Origin of the sequence: Micromonospora sp. HUAS YX12 (assembly GCF_040215685.1) — a bacterium.
Classification (GTDB): domain Bacteria; phylum Actinomycetota; class Actinomycetes; order Mycobacteriales; family Micromonosporaceae; genus Micromonospora; species Micromonospora tulbaghiae.
Genome location: NZ_CP157974.1, coordinates 2,468,391 through 2,491,100, shown reverse-complemented (window position 1 = coordinate 2,491,100; position 22,710 = coordinate 2,468,391). Strand labels below are relative to the sequence as shown.

At 72.5% G+C, this 22,710-nt stretch carries 23 protein-coding genes; 10 read left to right on the top strand and 13 right to left on the bottom strand.

Annotated features, from left to right (window positions below; genetic code table 11):
- Positions 1–63 precede the first annotated feature (63 nt).
- Positions 64–468 (top strand): DUF5319 domain-containing protein, encoded by a 405-nt coding sequence (locus tag ABIH81_RS12210; RefSeq protein WP_349880355.1) that lies wholly within the window; start codon positions 64–66, stop codon positions 466–468.
- A gap of 12 nt (positions 469–480) precedes the next feature.
- Here the strand turns inward: ABIH81_RS12210 and ABIH81_RS12205 are convergent, their stop codons facing one another.
- Positions 481–1,299 carry a response regulator transcription factor gene (locus ABIH81_RS12205; protein WP_349880354.1) on the bottom strand — a complete coding sequence of 273 codons (819 nt, stop codon included), beginning with the start codon at positions 1,297–1,299 and terminating at the stop codon, positions 481–483.
- Positions 1,300–1,551: 252 nt separating this feature from the next.
- Between ABIH81_RS12205 and ABIH81_RS12200 the strand changes: the two genes are divergently transcribed.
- Entirely contained in the window at positions 1,552–1,935 is a 384-nt protein-coding gene (locus tag ABIH81_RS12200; RefSeq protein ID WP_120574131.1) for a WhiB family transcriptional regulator, read from the top strand.
- A gap of 158 nt (positions 1,936–2,093) precedes the next feature.
- On the opposite strand, the gene ABIH81_RS12195 is transcribed toward ABIH81_RS12200, so the two are convergent.
- The 3 genes from ABIH81_RS12195 to groES form a co-directional block, all read right to left on the bottom strand.
- Positions 2,094–3,776, bottom strand: a complete 1,683-nt coding sequence (locus ABIH81_RS12195) for a sulfite oxidase (RefSeq protein WP_349880353.1) — start codon at positions 3,774–3,776, stop codon at positions 2,094–2,096.
- Between the two features lie 123 nt (positions 3,777–3,899).
- Positions 3,900–5,546, bottom strand: a complete 1,647-nt coding sequence (groL, locus tag ABIH81_RS12190; protein ID WP_349880352.1) for a chaperonin GroEL — start codon at positions 5,544–5,546, stop codon at positions 3,900–3,902.
- 70 nt (positions 5,547–5,616) lie between these two features.
- Positions 5,617–5,931 (bottom strand): co-chaperone GroES, encoded by a 315-nt coding sequence (gene groES / locus ABIH81_RS12185; protein WP_018222648.1) that lies wholly within the window; start codon positions 5,929–5,931, stop codon positions 5,617–5,619.
- Between the two features lie 254 nt (positions 5,932–6,185).
- Here groES and ABIH81_RS12180 point away from each other — a divergent pair, with 254 nt between their 5' ends.
- The 6 genes from ABIH81_RS12180 to ABIH81_RS12155 all read left to right on the top strand — a co-directional run bounded on the left by ABIH81_RS12180 (position 6,186) and on the right by ABIH81_RS12155 (position 12,611).
- Complete coding sequence (locus ABIH81_RS12180) at positions 6,186–7,385, top strand: methyltransferase domain-containing protein (protein ID WP_349880351.1); 1,200 nt, start codon at positions 6,186–6,188, stop codon at positions 7,383–7,385.
- 55 nt (positions 7,386–7,440) lie between these two features.
- Positions 7,441–7,920, top strand: a complete 480-nt coding sequence (gene ybaK, locus ABIH81_RS12175) for a Cys-tRNA(Pro) deacylase (RefSeq protein WP_349880350.1) — start codon at positions 7,441–7,443, stop codon at positions 7,918–7,920.
- 205 nt (positions 7,921–8,125) lie between these two features.
- Positions 8,126–9,229 (top strand): substrate-binding domain-containing protein, encoded by a 1,104-nt coding sequence (locus ABIH81_RS12170; RefSeq protein WP_349880349.1) that lies wholly within the window; start codon positions 8,126–8,128, stop codon positions 9,227–9,229.
- Positions 9,230–9,331: 102 nt separating this feature from the next.
- On the top strand, positions 9,332–10,141 hold the full coding sequence (locus ABIH81_RS12165) for an ATP-binding cassette domain-containing protein (protein ID WP_349880348.1): 810 nt from the start codon (positions 9,332–9,334) through the stop codon (positions 10,139–10,141).
- Entirely contained in the window at positions 10,138–11,397 is a 1,260-nt protein-coding gene (locus tag ABIH81_RS12160) for an ABC transporter permease (protein ID WP_349880347.1), read from the top strand. The genes ABIH81_RS12165 and ABIH81_RS12160 overlap by 4 nt, the downstream gene beginning before the upstream one ends.
- A gap of 29 nt (positions 11,398–11,426) precedes the next feature.
- Positions 11,427–12,611, top strand: a complete 1,185-nt coding sequence (locus tag ABIH81_RS12155) for an ROK family protein (RefSeq protein WP_349881076.1) — start codon at positions 11,427–11,429, stop codon at positions 12,609–12,611.
- 51 nt (positions 12,612–12,662) lie between these two features.
- Here ABIH81_RS12155 and ABIH81_RS12150 read toward each other — a convergent pair whose 3' ends face one another.
- Both ABIH81_RS12150 and ABIH81_RS12145 read right to left on the bottom strand, forming a co-directional pair.
- On the bottom strand, positions 12,663–12,986 hold the full coding sequence (locus ABIH81_RS12150) for a hypothetical protein (protein WP_349880346.1): 324 nt from the start codon (positions 12,984–12,986) through the stop codon (positions 12,663–12,665).
- Between the two features lie 160 nt (positions 12,987–13,146).
- Positions 13,147–13,926: a transposase family protein gene (locus tag ABIH81_RS12145; RefSeq protein ID WP_349881075.1), complete on the bottom strand. Its 780-nt coding sequence runs from the start codon at positions 13,924–13,926 to the stop codon at positions 13,147–13,149.
- 385 nt (positions 13,927–14,311) lie between these two features.
- On the opposite strand from ABIH81_RS12145, the gene ABIH81_RS12140 reads away from it, so the two are divergent.
- Positions 14,312–15,049, top strand: coding sequence for a DUF4142 domain-containing protein (locus tag ABIH81_RS12140; protein WP_349880345.1), 738 nt, complete (start codon positions 14,312–14,314; stop codon positions 15,047–15,049).
- A gap of 50 nt (positions 15,050–15,099) precedes the next feature.
- Here ABIH81_RS12140 and ABIH81_RS12135 read toward each other — a convergent pair whose 3' ends face one another.
- The 6 genes from ABIH81_RS12135 to tsaB form a co-directional block, all read right to left on the bottom strand.
- A complete protein-coding gene (locus tag ABIH81_RS12135; RefSeq protein ID WP_349880344.1) occupies positions 15,100–16,869 on the bottom strand; it encodes an ABC transporter ATP-binding protein in 1,770 nt (589 codons plus the stop codon).
- Positions 16,866–18,572 carry an ABC transporter ATP-binding protein gene (locus ABIH81_RS12130; RefSeq protein ID WP_349880343.1) on the bottom strand — a complete coding sequence of 569 codons (1,707 nt, stop codon included), beginning with the start codon at positions 18,570–18,572 and terminating at the stop codon, positions 16,866–16,868. The genes ABIH81_RS12135 and ABIH81_RS12130 overlap by 4 nt, the downstream gene beginning before the upstream one ends.
- 70 nt (positions 18,573–18,642) lie before the next feature.
- Positions 18,643–18,897 carry a hypothetical protein gene (locus ABIH81_RS12125; protein ID WP_349880342.1) on the bottom strand — a complete coding sequence of 85 codons (255 nt, stop codon included), beginning with the start codon at positions 18,895–18,897 and terminating at the stop codon, positions 18,643–18,645.
- 17 nt (positions 18,898–18,914) lie between these two features.
- Positions 18,915–19,961 (bottom strand): tRNA (adenosine(37)-N6)-threonylcarbamoyltransferase complex transferase subunit TsaD, encoded by a 1,047-nt coding sequence (tsaD, locus tag ABIH81_RS12120; protein WP_349880341.1) that lies wholly within the window; start codon positions 19,959–19,961, stop codon positions 18,915–18,917.
- Positions 19,962–19,966: 5 nt separating this feature from the next.
- Positions 19,967–20,410 carry a ribosomal protein S18-alanine N-acetyltransferase gene (gene rimI / locus ABIH81_RS12115; protein WP_349880340.1) on the bottom strand — a complete coding sequence of 148 codons (444 nt, stop codon included), beginning with the start codon at positions 20,408–20,410 and terminating at the stop codon, positions 19,967–19,969.
- On the bottom strand, positions 20,407–21,084 hold the full coding sequence (tsaB, locus tag ABIH81_RS12110) for a tRNA (adenosine(37)-N6)-threonylcarbamoyltransferase complex dimerization subunit type 1 TsaB (protein ID WP_349880339.1): 678 nt from the start codon (positions 21,082–21,084) through the stop codon (positions 20,407–20,409). Before tsaB ends, rimI begins: the two co-directional genes overlap by 4 nt.
- 171 nt (positions 21,085–21,255) lie before the next feature.
- Between tsaB and ABIH81_RS12105 the strand changes: the two genes are divergently transcribed.
- Positions 21,256–21,981, top strand: coding sequence for a helix-turn-helix domain-containing protein (locus ABIH81_RS12105; protein ID WP_349880338.1), 726 nt, complete (start codon positions 21,256–21,258; stop codon positions 21,979–21,981).
- Here the strand turns inward: ABIH81_RS12105 and ung are convergent.
- A complete protein-coding gene (gene ung / locus ABIH81_RS12100) occupies positions 21,970–22,671 on the bottom strand; it encodes a uracil-DNA glycosylase (protein ID WP_349880337.1) in 702 nt (233 codons plus the stop codon). The two genes, ABIH81_RS12105 and ung, sit on opposite strands and share 12 nt — an antisense overlap.
- Between the last annotated feature and the right edge of the window lie 39 nt (positions 22,672–22,710).

Sequence of the window (22,710 nt, the reverse complement as noted above, 5' to 3'; positions counted from 1 at the left end):
TAGGCCGGGCCACAGCACGGGCTCGGGCGGGCTTTCCGGCGGCTCGGGGTCTACGGTGAGGGGGTGCACGACGAGCCCATCGACCCGTTCAACGGCGACCCGGCCGATCCGGCTGCCGGCCTGCACGACCCCGGCGACGACGACGCGCTCGACCCGCTGACCGAGGTCGAGCGCCAGGACGTCCTGGAGGATCTCGCCGACCTGGAGATCTACCAGGCGTTGCTCCAGCCGATCGGCGTGCGCGGCCTGGTGATCGAGTGCGAGGACTGCCGCGAGCCGCACTACTTCGACTGGGACCTGCTCCGCGGCAACCTGCGCCACCTGCTCAACTCGGGCCGTCCCCGGGTGCACGAGCCGGCCTACGACCCGGACCCGGACCACTACGTGAGCTGGGACTACGCCCGCGGCTACGCCGACGGCGTGCACGACACGCTCACCGAGGGCACCGACGACTCCACGCCGGAGTGATGCCCGCGCGGGTCAGGCGACCAGGCCCGCCCGGAATCCGGCCGCCACGGCGTGCGCCCGGTCGCGCGCGCCGAGCTTGCGGAACAGCCGCCGGGCGTGCGTCTTGACCGTGTCCTCGGAGACGAACAGCTCCCGCCCGATCTCCGCGTTGCTCTTGCCCTCGGCCATCCCGAGCAGCACCTGAAGCTCCCGCTCGGTCAGCCCGATCGCGCTGCGCGGCGTCCGCGCCGGCCGCTGGGCCGCACCGGCCCGGGGCGGTTCCGCGCCGTCGGCCGCCGCCGGGTCGTCCGGGTCCTCACCCCGTTGCACAGGCACCACCGTGGGCAGGCCCGCGGCGTCCACCGGGGCCGTCGCCGGCCAGCCGGGCCCACCCTGGGTACGCCCCGGCGCCGCCGGCCGGGTCGGCCCGCCCACCGCCGCCGCGTCCCGGGCGGTGTCCGCCACCCGGTGCCGGTTGCTCCGGCCGGGGGCGGAGAGCAGCAGCAGCGCCTTCGCGACCGCGCTCGTCAGGTCGTGGTCGGCGTTCTGGATCAGTCCGCGCGCCCCGGCGCTGATGGTGGCCGCCGCCGACTCCGACTCCTCGGCGCCGAGCAGCAGAACCGCTGCCTGCGGGGCGCGAGCGAGCACCCGCCGGACGAAGCCGGCGCTGTCCGGGCGGGTCAGGGCGGTGTCGGCGAGCACCACGTCCACCGGACGCTCGGCGAGCCGCAACATCACCTCCGGATCGGAGACGGCCGTCCGGACGACGCCGGACAGCCCGAGCCGCGCCGCCGCGGAGGTCAGATGCTGGGCCGCCAATGGTGTCCGAACGCACACAAGAACACTACGCACGGTGGTCTCCTCTCCGACTCAGAGCAGACCATGCGGAGGTGAGGCCGGGAGGGGGTTCCGGTCAATCATCCGAACTTTTCCGACAGATGGGGCATATGCCGCCGAGTGTCCGAGGTTTTCGATCACAGATGTGTGAGGCGCGGACCGCTCGGGTACCGAGGGGTTCATCCGGAACCGGCATCCCGCGCGGACCGCCGCCCGGTAGCTGGCCACGAACATTCTCCGCGGTGCCGCGCGGGAGGAGGGGTGCTGATGTCGAACGTACGTAGGCTGCCTGGACCGATCGACGAGCTCTGGGACTGGCAGCGGCTCGGAGCCTGCCGTGGCCGCGACAGCGCGCAGTTCTTCCACCCGGACGGCGAGCGCGGCTCCTCCCGGCTGCGCCGCGAGACCGGCGCCAAGTCGGTCTGCCGCGCCTGCCCGGTACGCGCCGAGTGCGCCGCGCACGCGCTCTCCGTCCGCGAGCCGTACGGCGTCTGGGGCGGCTTCAGCGAGTCCGAGCGGCTGCGGCTGCTCGCGCTCGGCTGGGAGGACCTGGCCGACCGCCGGCAGACCCGGGTGGACATCGCCCGGCTGGAGGCGCGCCTCGGCCGGCCGCACAACACCGCCGTGCCGGACCAGCGCAAGGTCGCCTGACCGGTTTCACGACCCCCGACGCCGCGCCCCGGACCCCCGGGGCGCGGCGTCGTCTCGTGGGGCCCGTTCTACAAATCAGGACACCCGTAGATCTTGGAAGCTCTGCGCCCCTATGGGGGCCTTTTCGTACCAAGATCTCTTTCGCGAGCGGCAGGTGATCAACCGGCGGTGACTCTTACGGTGTGCCATCCGGTCGCGCCGTCGGGGGCGACCGGGGCGGGTTGTTCCGTCTGGGTCTCGCCCGTCGTGTCGGTCGCCCGGACCTGGAGCGTGTGCTCGCCCGGCGTCGCGTCCCACCGCCAGGACCACTGCACCCAGGTGTCAGCCGACACCGCAGGCGCCAAGGTCGCCTCCTGCCAGGGGCCGCCGTCGACGCGTACCTCGACGCGGCGGATGCCGCGATGCTGCGCCCACGCCACACCGGCCACCGTCACCGGGCCGGCGGCCGGGCGGCTGCGGGGCCGGGGCGTGTCGATCCGGGACTGCGTCTTGATCGGGCCCTGCGCGGACCAGCCGCGCGGCACCCAGTACGCGTCGAAGTCGGCGAAGCTGGTCAGCTCCAGCTCGGTGAGCCACTTGCAGGCCGACACGTACCCGTAGAGGCCGGGCACCACCATCCGCACCGGGAAGCCGTGTTCGATCGGCAGCGGCTCGCCGTTCATGCCGACCGCGAGCAGCGCGTCCCGCCCGTCGCGCAGCACCGAGGTGGGCGTACCGCAGGTCCAGCCGTCCACCGCGCGGCCGACCACCTGGTCCGCGCCGTCGGCCGGGCCGGCCTCGTCGAGCAGTTCCCTGATCGGTACGCCGAGCCAGCGCGCGTTGCCGATCAGGTCGCCGCCCACCTCGTTGGAGACGCAGGCGAGCGTCACGTACCGCTCGACCATCGGGCGGGCCAGCAGGTCGTCGAAGCTCAGCTCGATCGGGTTGCGCACCCGGCCGTGGATGCGCAGCCGCCAGGTGGCCGGGTCGACCTGCGGCACCACGAGCGCCGTGTCGATCCGGTAGAACTCCCGGTTCGGCGTGACGTACGGCGCGAGCCGGGGCAGCGACAGGTCGGCTCCGGCCGGCACCTGCGGGGCGGGCGCGGCCGGGGCGGGCAGCGTCACCGCCTCCCGGGCCGCTGACACGCCGCGACGGCCGGCCAGCCAGTGCCCGCCCAGCCCGGCCACCGCCGCCGCGCCGGTCAGCAGCCCGGCGCCCCGCAGGAACCGCCGCCGGGACTCCGCGTCGTCGTCGTGCCGGACCGGCTCCCAGCCGCCGGGGGTCTCCCCCTCGCGGGCGAGCGCGGCGACCGCCGGGGGCGGGGCGGACGGCTGCGTGGCGCGAGGTGCCCGATCGCCGCCCGCCGGGTCGGCCACGACGCGCTCGGCCGGATCGGTCCCGGCCCGCTGCCGGCGTCCCGGATCGGCGCTCAGCGGTCCGGCCACGAAGGTCCAGAGGGTCAGCGCGCCGAGTCCGCCGCCGACCAGGGAGGGCAGCGCGTCGAACGCGTTCGCACCGGACCGGGTCAGGGCGGCGGCGACGCCGAGCACCGTGAACGCGGCGACGCCGGCCAGGCCGATCACCAGCCGCCGGGCCGCCGCCAGGCCGAGCAGCGCCCCGAACGCGGCCAGCAGCAGCGCGGTCCCGACCAGCAGGGCGATCTTGTCGTACGTGCCGAAGACGTCGATGGCGAACTGCTTGAGCGGCTCGGGGACCAGGTCGACGACGAGTCCGCCGACGGCGACGAGCGGAGCGGACCGGGGACCGGTCAGGACCGCCACGGGTTCGGCGGTGCCGAGTGCCACCACGGCGGCGACGACACCGGCCGTCGCCGCGCGGCGGCGGGAGAGGGTGCTCACGGCGTCCAGTCTGGTCGACCCGCCGGGCCGGCTGCCAATGTCGTCAGCGTTCCGTAAGCAGATACGCGTCAGGGCACACCACCGGGTCGGCGGTGTGCCCTGACGTCGGGCGTACTCCTCGGGTCAGAAGCCCGGGCCGTGCTGGTGGCCGTGACCGTGCGAGTGGCCGTGGCCACCGGCGGCGGCCGGCTCCGGCTCGGCCGGCTTCTCCACCACGAGGCTCTCGGTGGTGAGCAGCAGGCCGGCGATCGAGGCGGCGTTGCTGACCGCGTTGCGGGTCACCTTCACCGGGTCGATGATGCCGGACTTGGCCAGGTCGACGTACTCGCCGGTGGCGGCGTCGAGGCCGTGGCCCCAGTCCCGGCCGACGACCTTCTGCACCACCACGTAGCCGTCGTGACCGGCGTTCTGGGCGATCCAGCGCAGCGGCTCGACGAGCGACTTGCGCACGATCGAGACGCCGACCTTCTCGTCACCGGTGAAGCCCAGGTCGTCGTCGAGCGCCGGCAGGATCTGGGCCAGGGCGGCGCCGCCACCCGGGACCGTGCCCTCCTCGACCGCGGCCTTGGTCGCGGCGATGGCGTCCTCGATGCGGTGCTTGCGCTCCTTCATCTCGACCTCGGTGGCCGCGCCGACCTTGATCACGGCGATGCCGCCGGAGAGCTTCGCCAGCCGCTCGGCCAGCTTCTCCCGGTCCCACTCGGAGTCGGAGGCCTCGATCTCCTTGCGGATCTGCGCGACCCGGTCGGCGACCTCGGAGGCCTGCCCGCCACCGTCGACGATCGTGGTGTTCTCCTTGTCGACCACGACGCGGCGGGCGGTGCCCAGCACCTCCAGGCCGACCTGGTCGAGCTTGTAGCCGAGCTCCGGGGCGACCAGCTCGGCGCCGGTCAGGATCGCCATGTCCTGGAGCATCGCCTTGCGGCGGTCGCCGAAGCCGGGGGCCTTGACCGCGCAGACCTTGACGGTCTTGCGGAGCGCGTTGACCACGAGCGTGGACAGGGCCTGGCCCTCGACGTCCTCGGCCACGATGAGCAGCGGCTTGTTGTTCTGGAGAACCTTCTCCAGCAGCGGCAGCAGCTCCTCGATCGCCGAGATCTTCTGGGTGGTGATCAGGATGTACGGGTCCTCCAGGACCGCCTCCTGCGCCTCCAGGTCGGTGACGAAGTTCGGCGAGATGAAGCCCTTGTCGAACTGGAGACCCTCGGTCACCTCCAGCTCGGTGGTGAGCGCGGAGCCCTCCTCGACGGTGATGACGCCGTCGCGGCCGACCTTCTCCATCGCCTCGGCGATCAGCTCGCCGATGGCGGCGTCCTGCGCGGAGACGGTCGCGACGTGCGCGATCGACTCCTTGCCGGCGACCTCGACGGCCTTGCCGAGCAGCGCCTCGGAGACCTTGGCGGCCGCCGCGTCGATGCCGCGCTTGAGGCCGGTCGGGTTGGCGCCGGCGGCCACGTTGCGCAGGCCCTCCCGGACCATCGCCTGGGCCAGCACGGTGGCGGTGGTGGTCCCGTCGCCGGCGACGTCGTTGGTCTTGGTCGCCACCTCCTTGACCAGCTGCGCGCCGAGGTTCTCGTACGGGTTGGTGAGCTCGATCTCCTTGGCGATGGTCACGCCGTCGTTGGTGATCGTGGGCACACCGAACTTCTTGTCCAGGACGACGTTGCGCCCGCGCGGGCCGAGGGTGACCTTGACCGCGTCCGCGAGGGCGTTGACACCGTGCTCGAGCAGGTGCCGGGCGTCGTCCGAGAAGCTGAGGATCTTCGCCATCAGTATCCCTTCGAAGCGACGTTGCCCCGGCCCGGCGAGCCGGACCGGGGCAACGACACTGATCGGTTGCTTACTTCTCGATGACCGCGAGGACGTCACGGGCGGAGAGCACCAGGTACTCCTCGCCGGCGTACTTGACCTCGGTGCCGCCGTACTTCGAGTAGAGGACGGTGTCGCCGACCTTCACGTCGATCGGCACGCGGTTGCCCTTGTCGTCGATCCGGCCCGGGCCGACAGCGAGGACGGTGCCCTCCTGCGGCTTCTCCTTGGCGGTGTCGGGGATCACGATGCCCGAGGCGGTGGTGGTCTCGGCCTCGTTCGCCTGGACCACGATGCGGTCCTCGAGCGGCTTGATCGCAACCTTGGTCGCGGTAGTCACGGGCATACCCTCCCGGGTACTTGGTGTCGTTGCCGGCCGGCATGCCGACCAGCGTCAATCTGCCACATGCCACCGGGCGGGGCCGTCGTCGCGGGTGCCGGTCCGCCTGGCGCTCAACCCCCGGGCACGAGGCTCGGGTGTTGGCACCCTCAGGGTGAGAGTGCTAATCGCAGGTTATTCCTCGGCTAGCACTCCGTCAAGGAGAGTGCCAACGCGTCGCCCTCCGTGTCGCGCCGGAACCGGGCCGGGAGAATGAGCGCGTGGATCTCGACCAGCTCGCCGCGCTGCGTACCCCCGAGGGGTCGGCGGCGCTCGCCGCGGCCGGGCGGGTGGCCGGCGGCGACCCGCTGGCGGCGGCCGCCGCGCTGCGCTCGGCCGGCATCCCCGGCGGGCTCGCGGCGGCGGCGCTCACCCAGGCGGAGCTGCGCCGCCGGGCGGCCGGCAAGTTCGGCGCGGCGGCGGCCGGGATGTTCCTCACCCGGGCCGGGCTGGAGCAGGCCACCCGCCGCGCGGTCGCCGACCGGCGCGCGGCACGGCTGCGCGCCGCGGGCGTGACCACGCTGGCCGACCTGGGGTGCGGCCTGGGAGCCGACGCGCTCGCCGCGGCCCGCGCCGGCATCCGGGTGTACGCGGTGGAGGCCGACCCGGTGACCGCCGCGATGGCCGCCGCGAACGCCGGGGCGGCCGGGCTCGCCGGTCTGGTGACGGTCGAGCACGGTGACGCCACGGCGTTCGACGTGACCGGGGTCGACGCGGTGTTCTGCGATCCGGCGCGGCGGCGGGCGGGCACCGGGCGGCGCGTCTTCGACCCGAACGCCTACTCGCCGCCGTGGGACTTCGTCACCGGCCTGGCCGCGCGGGTGCCGCGCACCGTCGTCAAGGTGGCGCCCGGGCTGGACCACGCGCTGATCCCGGCCGGCGCCGAGGCGGAGTGGGTGAGCGTGGACGGCGATCTGGTCGAGGCCGCGCTGTGGTGCGGCGAGCTGGCCGAGATCCCGCGCCGCGCCACGGTGCTGCGGGAGCGCGACGACGCGGTATCGCTCCTCACCGGCACGGGCGCACAGGAGGCGCCGGTGGGACCGGTCCGGCGGTTCCTCTACGACCCGGATCCGGCGGTGGTACGCGCGCACCTGGTCGCCGAACTGGCCACCGACCTCGACGCCACGCTCGCCGACCCGTCGATCGCCTACCTGTACGCCGACGAGGCCCGGCCCACCCCGTTCGCCCGCTGCCTGGAGATCACCGACGTGCTGCCGTTCTCGCTGAAGCGGCTGCGCGCCCTGCTGCGGGAGCGGCGGGTCGGCCGGGTCGAGATCCGCAAGCGCGGGTCGGCGCTGGAACCGGAGAAGCTGCGCCGCGACCTGCGGCTGTCCGGCGACGAGGCGGCCGGTCTGGCGCTGACCCGGGTCGCCGGCGATCCCACGGTGCTCGTCTGCCGGCCGGTTCCGGCCGGCGGTTGACCCCGGCTCACGTCTCCGGCTCGCGGTGTCGCGGCGCGCGGGTTAGCTTGAGCCCGTGGCGGGCCCTGGCACTCCGGCGATCGCGTTGCTGAGCAAGCGGAAGATCGCCCACAGCACCCACACCTACGACGTCTCGCCGGACGCGCCGAACTACGGCGCGCTCGTCGCGACCGCGCTCGGGGTGGCGCCGGAGCGCGTGTTCAAGTCGCTCGTCACCGAGGTCGACGGCGGGCTGACGGTGGCCGTGGTGCCGGTGACGGGCGAGCTGGACCTGAAGGCGCTCGCCGCCGCGGCCGGCGGCAAGCGGGCCACGATGGCCGACCGGCCGACTGCCGAGCGGGCGACCGGATACGTGCGCGGCGGCATCAGCCCGCTCGGGCAGCGCAAGCGGCTACCGACTGTCATCGACGCCTCCGCGCTGGCGCACCCGACGGTGTACGTCTCGGCGGGTCGCCGGGGGTTGCAGGTGCAGCTCGCGCCGACGGATCTGGTGGCGCTCACCGGGGCGACGACGGCAGCGATCGCCGCCGCCTGAGCGGGTTCGTGACGGCGCCGGTGGGAGCGTTCCCGGAACACGTTCTCCGGGCGGTGTCCTGCGGGTGACAACCGCGTTGCTGAATTGTTACCGCCGCCAACAAAACTTCTGACCTCGGCAGTCTTGCGGGGCACGGGAGGCGGGGAATACGTTGCCGGACACAACAAAACATCACCACTCCCCCACCTCCGAAAGGACCCTGCACATGCGCAAGGGCTTCCTCACCTTCGCGGCCGTCGGTCTCCTCGCGACCGGCAGCATGGCCGCCTGCGGCGACAACGGCGGTTCGTCCGACGAGGCCGGCGGCTCCAACGCCAAGAAGCCGAAGATCGGCGTGATCCTGCCGGACAGCAAGTCCTCCGCCCGCTGGGAGGGCGCGGACCGCAAGTACCTGGAGGCGGCGTTCAAGGCCGCCGGCGTCGACTACACGATCCAGAACGCCCAGGGCGACAAGTCCGCCTTCTCCACCATCGCCGACGGCATGCTGACCAGCGGCGTCACCGCCCTCATGATCGTCAACCTGGACTCCGGCACCGGCAAGGCCGTGCTGGAGAAGGCCAAGTCGCAGGGCGTAGCCACGATCGACTACGACCGGCTGACGCTGGGCGGCTCGGCCCAGTACTACGTCAGTTTCGACAACGAGGCGGTCGGCAAACTCCAGGGCGAGGGACTGAGCAAGTGCCTCACCGACAAGGGCGCGCAGAAGCCGAAGATCGCCTACCTGAACGGCTCCCAGACCGACAACAACGCCACACTGTTCAAGAACGGCTACGACTCGATCCTGAAGCCGAAGTTCGACGCGGGTGAGTACACGAAGGGCCCGGACCAGAACGTCCCGGACTGGGACAACGCGCAGGCCGGCGTGATCTTCGAGCAGATGCTCACCCAGGAGAAGGGCAAGATCGACGGCGTGCTGGCCGCCAACGACGGTCTGGGCAACGCGGCCATCTCGGTGCTGAAGAAGAACCAGCTCAACGGCAAGGTGCCGGTGACCGGTCAGGACGCCACTGTCCAGGGTCTGCAGAACATCCTCGCCGGTGACCAGTGCATGACGGTCTACAAGGCGGTCAAGAAGGAGGCGGACGCCGCCGCCGAGCTGGCCATCGCGCTCGCCAAGGGTGAGCGGAAGGACACCGGCCAGACGGTCAAGGACCCGGAGGGCGGCCGGGACGTGCCGTCGGTGCTGCTGGAGCCCAAGGCCATCTACAAGGACAACGTCAAGGACGTGGTGGCTGACGGCTACGTCACTAAGGAAGAGCTCTGCACCGGTGCCTTCGCGAAGCTCTGCACCGACGCCGGCGTGAGCTGACCCACCCGCCTCAGGCGGCGCCGCCCGGCACGGGTTCTCCGTGCCGGGCGGCGCCCGCGCCGGACGGGATCCGAGACCTCCCTCCGCCCAAAGGAGAACCCCGTGTCCGCAACCCCCCTGCTGGAGCTACGCGGGATCGACAAGAGCTTCGGTCCCGTCCAGGTGCTGCGTGACGTCGCCTTCGCCGCGCACCCCGGCGAGGTGACCGCACTCGTCGGCGACAACGGCGCCGGCAAGTCGACCCTGGTCAAGTGCATCAGCGGCATCCACCCCACCGACGCCGGCGAGTTCCTCTTCGACGGCAAGCCGGTGAGCATCAACAGCCCGCGCGACGCCGCCGCACTCGGCATCGAGGTCGTCTACCAGGACCTGGCGCTCTGCGACAACCTCGACATCGTGCAGAACATGTTCCTCGGCCGGGAGAAGCGCAGCGGCATCGTGCTCGACGAGCCGACCATGGAGCAGATGGCCGCCGAGACGCTCGCCGGCCTCAGCGTGCGCACCGTGAAGTCGCTGCGCCAGCACGTGGCCAGCCTCTCCGGCGGCCAGCGGCAGACAGTCGCCATCGCCAAGGCCGTGCTCTGGAACAGCAGGCTCGTCATCCTGGACGAGCCGACCGCCGCGCTCGGCGTCGCGCAGACCGCCCAGGTGCTGGAGCTGGTGCGCCGGCTGGCCGACAACGGCTTGGCCGTGGTGCTCATCTCGCACAACATGAACGACGTCTTCGCCGTCTCCGACCGGATCGCCGCGCTCTACCTCGGCCAGATGGTGGCCCAGGTCAAGACCAGCGATATCACCCACTCGCATGTGGTCGAGCTGATCACCGCGGGCCGTTCCGGCAACCTCGGGCTCGCCACCGAGTCCGGCAACGGCACCGAATCCGCCGACACAACCTCGGGAGCGCTCCGATGACCGCCACCGCCGTAAAGAAGGAAGGACCGGCCGCCGTCACGCCCGCAAACACCGTTGGCGCCCACGTCCGCAACTACCTCGCCCGGGTGCGCGGCGGCGACCTGGGCGCTCTGCCCGCGGTCATCGGCCTCGTCGTGCTCTGCGTGGTGTTCACCATCGTGCGCCCGGTCTTCTTCTCCGCGGGGAACTTCGCCAACCTCTTCACCCAGGGCGCCGCAGTCACCGTGATCGCCATGGGGCTGATCTTCGTGCTCCTGCTCGGCGAGATCGACCTCTCCGCCGGCTTCGCCAGCGGCGTCTGCGCCGGAATCCTGGCGAACGTGGTCAGCGTTCTCGGCTACCCGTGGTACGTCGCCGTCCTCGCGGCCCTGGTCACCGGTGTGCTGATCGGTCTGATCCTCGGATTCCTGGTTGCGAAGGTGGGCATCCCGTCGTTCGTGGTGACCCTTGCCGGCTTCCTCGCGTTCCAGGGCGTGGTGCTGCTGCTCATGAAGGAGGGCAGCAACATCTCGATCAGCGACGACGTGATCGTCGGCATCGAGAACGGCCGCATCGCGCCGGCCATCGGCTGGCTGCTGGCCGCCGTCGCGATCCTCGGCTACGCCGTCGCCCAGCTACTGCGCCACCGCAACCGGCTCTCCCGGGGTCTGGTGACCGAACCGGCAGCCGTGATGGGCGCCCGGATCGGCGGGCTGGCGCTACTGATCGTGCTCGCGGTCTACGTGCTCAACCAGGAGCGCAGCATCAACCCGTTGATCACGTCGAACAAGGGCATGCCGGTGGTCGTACCGATCGTCGCGCTTCTGCTGGTGTTCTGGACGTTCGTGCTCAACCGTACGGCCTACGGCCGTCACCTCTACGCAGTCGGCGGCAACGCCGAGGCGGCGCGACGGGCCGGCATCAACGTGGACCGGCTCAAGATCTCGGCCTTCGTGATCTGCTCGGGCATGGCAGCTGTCGGCGGAATCATCGCCGCCAGCCGGGACCGGTCCGTGGATCCCAACACCGGTGGTAGCAACGTGCTCCTCTACGCAGTCGGCGCCGCCGTCATCGGCGGCACCAGCCTCTTCGGGGGCAAAGGCCGCATGATCAACGCGGTGCTGGGCGGCGCGGTGGTGGCTGTCATTATCAACGGTATGGGACTGCTCGACCTCAGCTCCGGGCTGAAGTTCATCTTCACCGGATTGGTGCTGCTCCTCGCCGCCGGCGTCGACGCGCTTTCCCGGCGACGTTCTGCCGCGACCGGTACCCGCTGATCCCGGTTATCGACACGATGGCAGTGGCAATGCGCGCGGGCCCCAGTCAGGACGAGATTCGTCGGCAGAACCTGGGCGCATTGCTCCGCTATGTACACGTCCACGGCGCCACCACCCGGGCCGAGCTGACCACCGCGCTCGGCCTCAACCGCAGCACCATCGGCGCGCTGACCGCGGACCTGGCCGGCGCCGGTCTGGTCAGCGAGGGGACGCCGAAGGAGACCGGCCGGGCCGGACGACCGTCACTCGTCGTCCGGCCCGAGTCGGAGCGGGTCTACGCGTACGCGTACAGCGTCGAGGTGGACCGGCTGCGGGCCGCGCGGGTCGGGCTCGGCGGTGAGGTGCTCGACCGCCGGGAGATGGACCGGCCGCGCAACCTGGTCGCCGGGGAGGCCGCTCCGCTGCTCGCCGGCGCGGTCAAGGAGATGCACCAGTCGGTGCCGACGGACGCGATCTGCGTGGGCGCCGGGCTGGCGGTCTGCGGCATGGTCCGCCGGGAGGACGGGCTGGTCCGGCTCAGCCCGACCACCGGCTGGGTGGACGAGCCGATCGGTGCCGCGCTCGCCGTCGAGCTGGGGATAGACGTACCGATCACGGTGGGCAACGTGGCCGACGTCGCCGCGTACGCCGAGCACGCCCGGGGCGCGGCGGTCGGCTGCGACAACGTCATCTACCTCTACGGCGACGTCGGCGTGGGCGCGGGCATCATCGCCGGGGGCCGGCGGCTGAGAGGGCACGGCGGCTACGGCGGCGAGGTCGGCCACATGGTGGTGGTCCGCGACGGGGTGCGCTGCGACTGCGGCCGGCGCGGCTGCTGGGAGACCGAGATCGGCGAGCACGGGCTGCTGCGCGCCGCCGGCCGGTCCGAGGCGCGTGGCCGGGACGCCCTGCTCGCCGTCTTCGACGCCGCCGACCGCGGTGACGCCCGCGCCCAGATCGCAGTAAGGCAGGCCGGCGACTGGCTCGGTTTCGGCGTCGCGAACCTGGTGAACATCTTCAACCCGGAGATGGTCATCTTCGGCGGCACCATGCGTGACCTCTACCTGGCCTCCGCGGCGCAGGTACGCAGCCGGCTCAACTCGAACGGGCTGCCCGCGTGCCTGGAGCACGTGCGGCTGCGTACCCCGAAGCTCGGTGACGACGCGGCGCTGATCGGCGCCGCGGAGCTGGCGTTCGAACGACTCCTCGCCGACCCGCTTTATGCCGCGCAATGATGGGCGGACGGGAAACTATTCCCGCCCGCCCATCAAACAGACTCAATCAACTTAGCCACACTGAATCTGGTAAACATTCCAGCGTTCGCTATTGACAATCTTCTTCCACATGCTCGTGACTTCCCCACGACGGTCCCACACCTCATACAAGCCCGTCACCTCTTCAAGCATCCAGACTTTACACCCCCTGTAAATGCGAACCGCGTCGGTGTCGTAGTACTTGGGGTAGCTGGCCGTCGTTTTTCCGGGCGGCAACTCGAAGTCGGCGGGCCATTTGGTACTCGAACCCACATAGTCCACGCAGTCGGTCAGCGTATCCTGGTAGCGGGGAGTCGAACTACTGTAGCACCAATTGTTGGTCACTCGTACGTTCATGCTACTGGTGTTCCTTACAACGCCGCCGCAGTACGCCGTGCTGCAGGTCCCCATTGTCGTAACATCCCCGTCGGGAGTCTTAGCTGAAGCAGTTGCAGGAACCCCCGCTAAGGGACGTCTCGTAACTCGATGAAGGCGTTGCCCGGCACCGGAATGGCGGTCAGCCCGCGAGGGCGATGTTGTGCAGGTTGGCGATGCCGGAAGCGGCATCGGCCAATGTACGGGCGGCGCGGCGGTAGTCACGCAGGATCTTCCAGCACTTCATCCTGGCCAGGGCGTGTTCGACCTGCGCCCGGACGGTGCGGTGCTGGGCATTGAGGTCTTCCTTCCAGGCCGGTAGCTCGCTGCCGTCGGCGGGCTTGCGGTACGGGATGATCACCTCGGGGTTGCCGCGGTAGGCGCCGTCGGCCATGACCGGCCGCCCGGCGAGTTTCTGGTCGATGCCTGAGGTGCGGTAGACGATCGTGTCGTTGCGGTTGCCGGGCTGTGGGTCGCCGACGGCGATGACCAGGCGGGTGCTGGCGTCGATGGCGACCTGCAGGTTGGTCGAGTAGCGGTAGTTCTTGCTCGGCGCGGCCAGGCGGTGGTCCCGGGTGGGCACGAGGGTGCCGTCGACGATGGCGATCTGGTCGACGGGCCGCCGCCGCACCGGGGCCAGGGCTAGCAGGGGGGCGAGGGTGTCGATGACCCGGTGCGCGGCCGAGTGTGAGACCCCGAACAGCGGGCCGATCTGCCGCATGGTCAGATTGGTGCGCCAGTAGGTGGCCACCAGCAGCACCCGATCGGCGAGGTCGAGGGCCCACTGCCGGCCCGGCCGCCCATCGGCGATCGTGTCCCCGCCACGTTCGGCGACCAGGCGGACCAGCTTGCGGAACTGGGCGGGCTGCAGTCCGGTGAACGGGAAGATCCACTCCGGACGGGCTGAGGTGATCACCTGCACCATGGCATCTTCGGTGATCGTCCTCAAAGGATGGCCACCGGGTTACGAGACATCCCTTAGTCCCACAAACACAACAGCACCAAGGCCGACGGCCAGCATTCTTCGGAACATCTTCACAAGCGCCTCCTTATATCGACATCCGACACGCTAACAGGGCGCCATAGAAACATCAAGGTTCATTGACAGTGCACGGAGGCCGGATCCTTACCCATTGGATAGGCGTGCGGTCCTGCGCGGCCTCGGCCGGCTGCATCGTCACGCTCAAGACACCGAACCTGCCGCATGATGAACCGAATGGCGCCCGTGCCCGTATCAGAGTCAGGGGAGGCCGCAGCCGGCTGCACCGCCGCAACGTTGGGTACCGGACCGAGGAGGCACCGCAACCATGGCATCGCTGGAATCCGCACGCCGCAAGCTGGCGCACCGGGTGGTACTGCTGCTCGCCGCGCTGGGCGCGGGGATCGGCGTCGTTCCCGGGACGGCGCAGGCCGCGCCCAACCCCGGCGTGCAGATGAACGCCGCCGACATGACGCTGCTCAACGGCGTACGGCTGGCCGGGCTGTGGGAGATGCCGGCCGGGCAGATGGCGGCCGAGAAGGGCCAGTCCGCCCGGGTACGCGAGGTCGGCGCGGAGATCGCCAAGCAGCACGCGGAGCTGGACCAGCTGGTGGTCGAGGCGGCCAACAAGCTCGGCGCCATTCTGCCGACGGATCCGACGGCCGAGCAGCAGGGGTGGCTGACCGAGATGCGGAACGCCACCGGCGCCCGGTTCGACCAGATCTTCGTCACCCGGCTGCGGGTCGCCCACGGCAAGATCTTCCCGGTGATCGGCGCGGTCCGGGCCAGCACCCGCGACCCGATCGTGCGCAAGCTGGCCGAGGACGCCAACACGTTCGTCAACGACCACATGACCATGCTGGAGAGCACCGGGCTGGTGCGCTGGCAGCAGTTGCCGCCGGCCGCGCTGCCGCCCGCGCAGAGCGACTCGCTCGTCGCCGCCGCCCAGGCCAACGTGGGCAGCGGTGGCGGGCTCCAGGTCGGCACCGGGGTGGTGTGGGCGGTGTTCCTGATCGCACTCGGCACCGGCGGGTACGCGACCTGGCGGCTGACCCGCCGTTCGTGACCCGGCCGTCGAACGGGCCCCGGCATGTCGCCGGGGCCCGTCTCGCGTCCTCAGCCGTGCCAGGAACGCCACAGCGCGGCGTACGAGCCACCGGCCGCGACCAGCTCGTCGTGTGATCCCAGCTCGGTGATCCGGCCGTCGGCGACCACCGCCACGCGGTCCGCGTCGTGCGCGGAGAAGAGCCGGTGCGCGATCGCGATGACGGTACGGCCCTGAAGCACCGCCGCCAGCGACCGTTCCAGGGCCCGGGCCGCCCGCGGGTCGATCAGCGAGGTGGCCTCGTCCAGCACCAGCGTGTGCGGGTCGGCGAGCACCAGCCGGGCCAGCGCGAGCTGCTGCGCCTGCGCCGGGGTGAGCGGGTGGCCGCCCGCGCCGACCGTCGTGCCGAGCCCGTCCGGCAGGGCCAGCGCCCAGTCCAGCGCGTCGACGGCGGCCAGCGCCGCGCGTACCCGCGCCGGGTCGGCGTCCGGCCGGACCATCGCCACGTTGTCGGCGAGCGTGCCGATGAACACGTGGTGCTCCTGGCTGACGAGCGCGACATGGGTACGCAGCTCGGCCAGGGGCATTCCGGCCAGCGGCCGTCCGTCCACTGTCACAGTGCCGGCGTTCGGCGCGTGCACGCCGGCCAGCAGCCGGCCCAGCGTCGACTTGCCCGCCCCGGACGGGCCGACCATCGCCAGCCGCTCCCCCGGCCGGGGTTCCAGCGTCACGCCGTGCAGCACGTCGTGACCCGGGCGGTACGCGTACCGGACGTCGTGCGCGGCGAGCCGGCCCGTGCCGCCCGCACTTCCCGCAGCGGCGGCGCGCTCGTCCGGCGTGGCGAATGCCTTGGCGCGCTCGTCCGGCTCGGCGGCCACCCCGAGCAGCCGGGCCAGCGAGGCGCCGCCGACCTGGAACTCGTCCAGCCAGCCGAGCAGCCGCTCGATCGGGTCGGTGAGCTGCTGGGCGTAGAGCGTGGCGGCGGTGACCTGACCGAGGCTGGCCCAGCCCTTCAGGTGGAACCAGCCGCCGATGAGCAGGGTCGCCACCATCGGCACCAGGTAGCCGAACTCGGCCACCGGCCAGAACACGGTCCGCAGGTAGAGCGTGTAGCGCTCGGCCGCGTACGACCGGCGGATGTCCGCGTCGCCGCGAGCCCGGCGGCGGGCCGCCTGGCGCAGCGCCTCGGTGGTCCGCGCCCCCTCGACCGTCTCGCTGATCCCGTCGGTGATGTCCGAGTAGGCGGCGTTCTCCCGCAGGTAGCCCTGCGGCGCGCGGCGCAGGTACCAGCGGGTGCCGGCCCACAGCACCGGCACCGCCAGCAGACTGGGCAGCGCCAGCAGCGGGCCGGTCAGCACCAGCGCGCCGAGGATCAGCAGCACGGTCAGCGCCGCGATGAGCGTCTCCGGCCCGGCGAACCGGACCGTACGGGACAGCGCGGCGACGTCCCGCGAGGTGCGGGTGAGCAGGTCGCCGGTGCCGGCCCGCTCGACTGTGGCCAGCGGCAGCGCGAGCACCCGGTCGACGAACTCCTCCCGCAGCTCGGCGAGCACCCGCTCACCGAGCCGGGCCGAGGCCAGGTGCGCGAAGCGGACCAGCACCGCCTGCACCACCACGAACGCGGCGATGGCCGCCAGGACCCGGTCCACTGTCGCCGCGGCGATGCCCTGGGAGATCCCCTCCACCAGGTCGCCGAGCAGGCGCGGGGCGACGAGCCCGGCGCCCGCGGCGAGCGCGTGCAGGCCGAGCGCGGCGGCCAGGCCACGCGGGTGACGGCGGATCAGCTCGCGCACGTACCGGCGGACCTGGGCGATGTCGGCGACGGGCAGCGCGTTGCTCATCGGTCCTCCTCCCGGCTCACCGTGGCGGCGTAGCGCGGCTCGGCGGCGAGTAGTTCCTCGTGCCGGCCCTCGGCGACGACCTTGCCGTCCTCCACGAAGACCACGTGGTCGGCGTGACCGAGCACCAGCGGGCTCGTGGTGCAGACGAGCGTGGTGCGGCCGTGGCGGGCCGGGCCGAGCCGTTCGGCGATGCGCGCCTCGGTGTGCGCGTCCACCGCGCTGGTCGGCTCGACCAGGATCAGCGTCTCCGGGTCGGCGACGAGCGCGCGGGCCAGCCGCAGCCGTTGCCGCTGCCCGCCGGAGAACTCCCGGCCGCGTTCGGCGACCTCGCCGTCCAGGCCGCCGGGCAGCGCCTCGACGATGTCGGTGGCGCTCGCCGCGTCCAGCGCCGCCGCCACGGCCCCGGGCTCGGCCCGGTCGTGCGGGTCCAGCTCCGTGCGCAGCACGCCGCTGAACAGCTGCGCGTCGTTGTCGGCCACCAGGATCCGCTCCCGCACCGTCGCCAGCGCCACGTCCCGCAGCGGTACGCCGTGCAGCGTGACGTCGCCGTCGGCGTACCGGCCGAGCCGGTCGGCGATCTCGGTGGCGTCCTGCGCGGTGGCGGCGGCCAGCGCGGTGAGCCGGCCCGGTCGCAGCACCAGCCCGGAACGTACGTCCGCCAGCTCGCCCGGCCCGGCCGGCACCGGCACCGGGGTGGCCGGGTCGGTGAACTCCGGCGCGAGCCGCAGCAACCGGACCACCCGGCGGGCCGCGACGTGTCCCCGGGTCAGCTTGTCGGCCGCCTCGGTGAGGTTGCGCAGTGGGCTGACCAGGAACGCGGTGTAGCCGTAGAACGAGACCAGCTCGCCGGCGCTGATCTCGCCGCGCAGCGCGAACCGGGCGCCCAGCCAGGTCACCAGCACCACGAAGACGCCGGGCAGCAGGATCTGCGCGGCCTGCAGCAGCGACTCGACCCGGGCCACCCGCAGCCCGTCCGCGCGCAACGCCTGGGACCGTTGCCGGTAGCGCTCGGACAGCACCGGCTCGCCGCCGACTCCGCGCAGCACGCGCAGGCCGGAGACGATGTCGGCGGCCCGGGCGGTGAGCCCGCCGGTCGAGTCCCGGTACGCGGCCTGCTGCCGGTGCAGCGGTCGGATCAGCAGCGCCACGAGCGCCATCAGCAGCGGCACCCCCAGCACCACCACGAGGCCGAGCGGCTGGGAGGCGCTGAGCAGGATCACCGCGACGGTGACGATGGCGACCACCGAGCCGGCGCCGCGGGCGGTGATGTCGATGGCGCCGCCGATGTGCTCGATGTCGGCGGTGCCGATGCTCACCACCTCACCCGCCGCGACCCGCCGGGGCAGCGCGGCGCCGAGCCGGTTGGTGGCGTCCACGGTGACCTGCACGGTGCGGTAGGCGGCGCCGAGCCAGTTGTGCACCGCGCAGCGGTGGCGCAGGATCCCGGCGACGGCCTGCACCAGGCCCAGTCCGAGCAGGACCAGCCCCCAGCGCACCAGCGCGTCCGGGTCGCGCTGGGCCAGGCCGGCTTCCACGGCGCGGCCGAGCACGGCCGGCACCAGCGCCTGGGCCAGCATCCAGATCACGCCGAGCGCGAGACCGGCGCCGAAGATGACGGGTTGCCGCCCGGCGAGCCACACGAGGTATCGGGTGGCCGACCGCGCGTCGGGGGTGCCGGGATCACCGGCCGGTGAGAAGCGCATGGCCCACCGACGCTAGGTGCCGGGGCGGCCCGGGCGCCAACCAATTCCGGCGCTCGTGACCAGCCTCGCGTCAGCGGTCGACCTGGGTGAAGTCCCAGCTGTGCGGTGGCCGGGCGATCAGGCGCGCCGGCGGCTCGGGCAGCTCCCGGGGGTTGTACCGCCACTTGGAGATGACCACGAGCCGGTGGTCGGTGGAGGAGAACACCTCGCTGGAGACGTGCATGGGGTCGTGCTCGAACTCGGGCAGCGCGGTCTCGCAGACCCAGGTGATCAGGTCGGCGAAGCCGTACGGCTCGGCCCTGGCCTCCCACATCCGGACGATCATGTCGGTCCCCTCCCCGCTCACACGCTGACCACTGTCAGCGGCATCGCCGAGTCGGCCGGCAGGTCCAGCCGGCTCGGCGCGACGCCCGCGGCCACCAGGTGGGAGCCGAGCGCGGCCACCATCGCGCCGTTGTCAGTGCAGAGCTTCGGCCGGGGCGTACGCACCCGGATGCCGTGCTTGCCGGCCCGCTGCTCGGCCATCGCCCGCAGCCGCGAGTTGGCCGCCACCCCGCCGCCGATCACCAGCGTGTCGATGCCGCTGCTGCGGCAGGCGTCGATCGCCTTGCCGACGAGCACGTCGCAGACCGCCTCCTGGAAGGACGCGGCCACGTCGGCGACCGGGACCGGCTCACCGGCCCGCTGCCGCGCCTCCACCCAGCGGGCCACCGCCGTCTTCAGGCCGGAGAAGGAGAAGTCGTACCGGTGCCCGGCCAGGTCCTTCGCGGCGGTCAGCCCGCGCGGGAAGGCGATCGCCGCCGGGTCACCGGCGCGCGCCTCCCGGTCGATGTACGGCCCGCCGGGGAACGGCAGCCCGAGCAGCCGGGCCACCTTGTCGAACGCCTCCCCGGCCGCGTCGTCGATGGTGGCGCCGAGCGGCACCACGTCGCGGGCCAGGTCGTCGACGCGCAGCAGCGAGGAGTGCCCGCCGGAGACCAGCAGCGCGATGGCGGGCTCGGGCAGCGGGCCGTGTTCGAGCGTGTCCACCGCGACGTGCGCGGCGAGGTGGTTCACGCCGTACACCGGCTTCTCCGCCGCGACCGCGTACCCCTTGGCGGCGGCGACCCCGACGAGCAGCGCGCCGGCCAGGCCCGGCCCGGAGGTCACGGCGATGGCGTCGATGTCGGCGATGGTGACGCCGGCTTCGCGCAGTGCCCGGTCCATGGTCGGCACGATGGCCTCCAGGTGGGCGCGGCTGGCCACCTCGGGCACCACGCCGCCGAACCGGGCGTGCTCCTCGACGCTGGAGGCGAGCGCGTCGGCGAGCAGCGTGTGCCCGCGCACGATGCCCACGCCGGTCTCGTCGCAGGAGGTCTCGATGCCGAGGATCAGGGGTTCGTCAGCCATGCGCGTCAGTCCTCGTTGCGCTGCATGACCAGCGCGTCGGTGTTGCTCGGTTGGTAGTAGCCGCGCCGTACGCCGATCGGCTCGAAGCCGTACGTGGCGTAGAGCCGTTGCGCCGGCGCGTTGTCCGCGGCGACCTCCAGCAGCGTGCTGCGGGCGCCGCGCCGGGCCGCCTCGGCGAGCAGCGCCTCCAGCAGCAGCCGGCCGATCCCCCGGCGCTGGGCGTCCCGGCGGACCGCGACGTTCTGCACCCACGCCTCGTCGGGCGGGGACACGGCCAGCCCGGCGTAGCCGAGCACGGCGCCGTCGTCGTCGGTGGCGACCAGGTAGAACTGCCCGTTGGCGAGTTCGTTCCAGAACATCGCCGCCGACCACTGCTCGGCACCGAACAGGTCCGCCTCGATGGGCAGCACCTCGTCGATGTGCCACCAGCGGAACCGGCCCAGCCTCATGGCAGGACCGGCTTGTGGCCGGTGGCCGCGACCGCGTCCGGGCGACGCAGGTAGAGCGGGGTGAGCGTCTCGCCGGGCGCGCCCGCGCGGATCCGCGGCGCGGCGAGCCGGGCCAGCGCCAGCGGGTCGGGGTAGCGCGGCTCGGCGCGCACCGGCAGCCCCAGCACGTCCGCGTACCGGTGCGCGCCGTCGCCGACCGCGACGGTGACCGCCAGGTCGCGCGCCCGCTCCGCGACCACCGCCGGGGCCGCCACCTCCGGGCCGGCCAGGCGCTGGCCGGCGCCGTCGTAGACGGCCCAGTAGATCTCCCGGCGCCGCGCGTCGCTCGCCGCCAGCACCGGCTCGCCGGCGGCCGCCGGGTGGCCGAGCCCGTCCAGCGAGCAGACGCCGTACGTGGGTACGCCGAGCACCTGACCCATGGTGGCGGCGGTGACCAGCCCGACGCGCAGCCCGGTGAACGGGCCCGGGCCGAGGCCGGCGACGATCGCGGCCAGGCCGGCGGGCCGCGCGGCGACGTCCGCCAGCACGGCGTCGACCTGCGGCGCGAGCAGCTCGCCGTGGGCGCGGGCGTCGACGGTGCACCGGGACGCCCGGAGCGCGACGCCGTCCGCCGAGACCTCGGCCAGGGCCGCGGTCACAGCGGGCGTCGAGGAGTCCACCACGAGTACGAGCACGGTAAGCCAGCCTAGCCGTCCGCTCCGCCGCCCCTGGCACGCCCTCGCCGCTCGCCCGGTCACGGTGCGTAGCGCCCGGAACTGAGGAGAAGACTTGAGAGCCTTATGCCTCTGGGTCATAAATATGACTCAGAGGCATAAGGCCCAGAGAGGAACTGTCATTCTCCGGAGATGACGGAGAGTCGCCTCGTTCGGGAGGTCGCCCGGACCCTGCGGCACGAACGCGAACAGGCGGGGCTCACCCAGCAGGCGCTGGCCGCCCGGTCCGGGCTCAGTCAGGCCGCCATCGCCCGGATCGAACGCGGCGACCGGCTGCCGAGCCTGACCACCGCGGAACGCCTGCTCGCCGCGCTCGGACGGCAACTGCGGATCGAGGTCGAGCCGCTGGACAGCCATCTGGACGCCGCGCTGGACGAGATGGCCGGGATGGTGCTCGCCGAGCGGCTCGAAGATCTCCGGCTGGACCGGATCACGGACGCCCTGGGCGACCTCCCGTACGTGCTGTCGGGCGGCATGGCGGCCCTGTTGCAGGGCGCGCCGCTGCCGGTGGACGCGGTCGAGATCGCGGTGCGCTGGCGGGACTCGCCGCAGTTCAGCGCGCTCCTCGATCGGGTCCACGCGCAGCGCTGGAACGCCCGATGGCAGGTGTGGGGCGGCATTCACACGGAGCCCGAGGAGCCGGGCGAGCATCGCTGGCGGACCCGCTACGGCGAGCTGCGGGCCCGGATGTGCGACGAACTGCCCGAGCCCATCGAGGTCCGCCTCGGTGAACGCACGTACCCGGTCGAGCCGCTGGTCGAGGTGGAGGTGACCGACCGGCGCACGGCCGAGCTGCTGCGCCGGCACCGCCGGCGCCTCGCCGGTGGCGGCGAGGCGCCGGACGGGTCAGCCGGCTGAGCGCTCCCAGTCGACGGTGGGCAGCCCCGCGTCGGCCAGCGCCTTGTTCGCCGCGCTGAACGGGCGGCTGCCGAGGAAGCCGCGCGGGTTCATCGGGCTGGGGTGCCCGGCCTCCAGCACCACGTGCTGCGGGTTGGTCACGAGCGCCGCCTTCTTGCGTGCGTAGCCGCCCCACAGCAGGAAGACCACGCGCTGGTCGAGCGCGTCGAGCGCCCGGATGGTGGCGTCGGTGAACTCCTCCCAGCCGCGGTTGGCGTGCGAGCCGGGGGTGGCCTGCCGCACCGTCAGCACCGAGTTGAGCAGCAGGACGCCCTGCGCGGCCCAGCCGTCGAGGTTGCCACTGCGCGGCTTCGGCACGCCCAGGTCCTCGCCCAGTTCCTTGAAGACGTTGCGCAGCGACGGCGGCACCGCCACCCCCTCACGCACGCTGAAGCTCAGCCCGTGCGCCTGGCCCGCCTTGTGGTACGGATCCTGCCCGAGGATGAGCACCCGGGTGTCGGCCGGGCCACACAGCCGGTAGGCGGAGAAGAGATCCTCCAGCGGCGGGAAGACAGTCGCGGTCGCGTACTCCCGGGCGACGAACTCGGCCAGCGCCGCGGTGCGGGCCGGGTCCAGGTGGGGGGTGAGCGCCTCCCGCCACGGCTCGGGCAGGAGTGCCATCAGGTCGAGGGCGGGGGCGTCGTCGGGCATCGGCAACCTTTCGCAGTCGTCCCCGGGACTCTAGGCAGC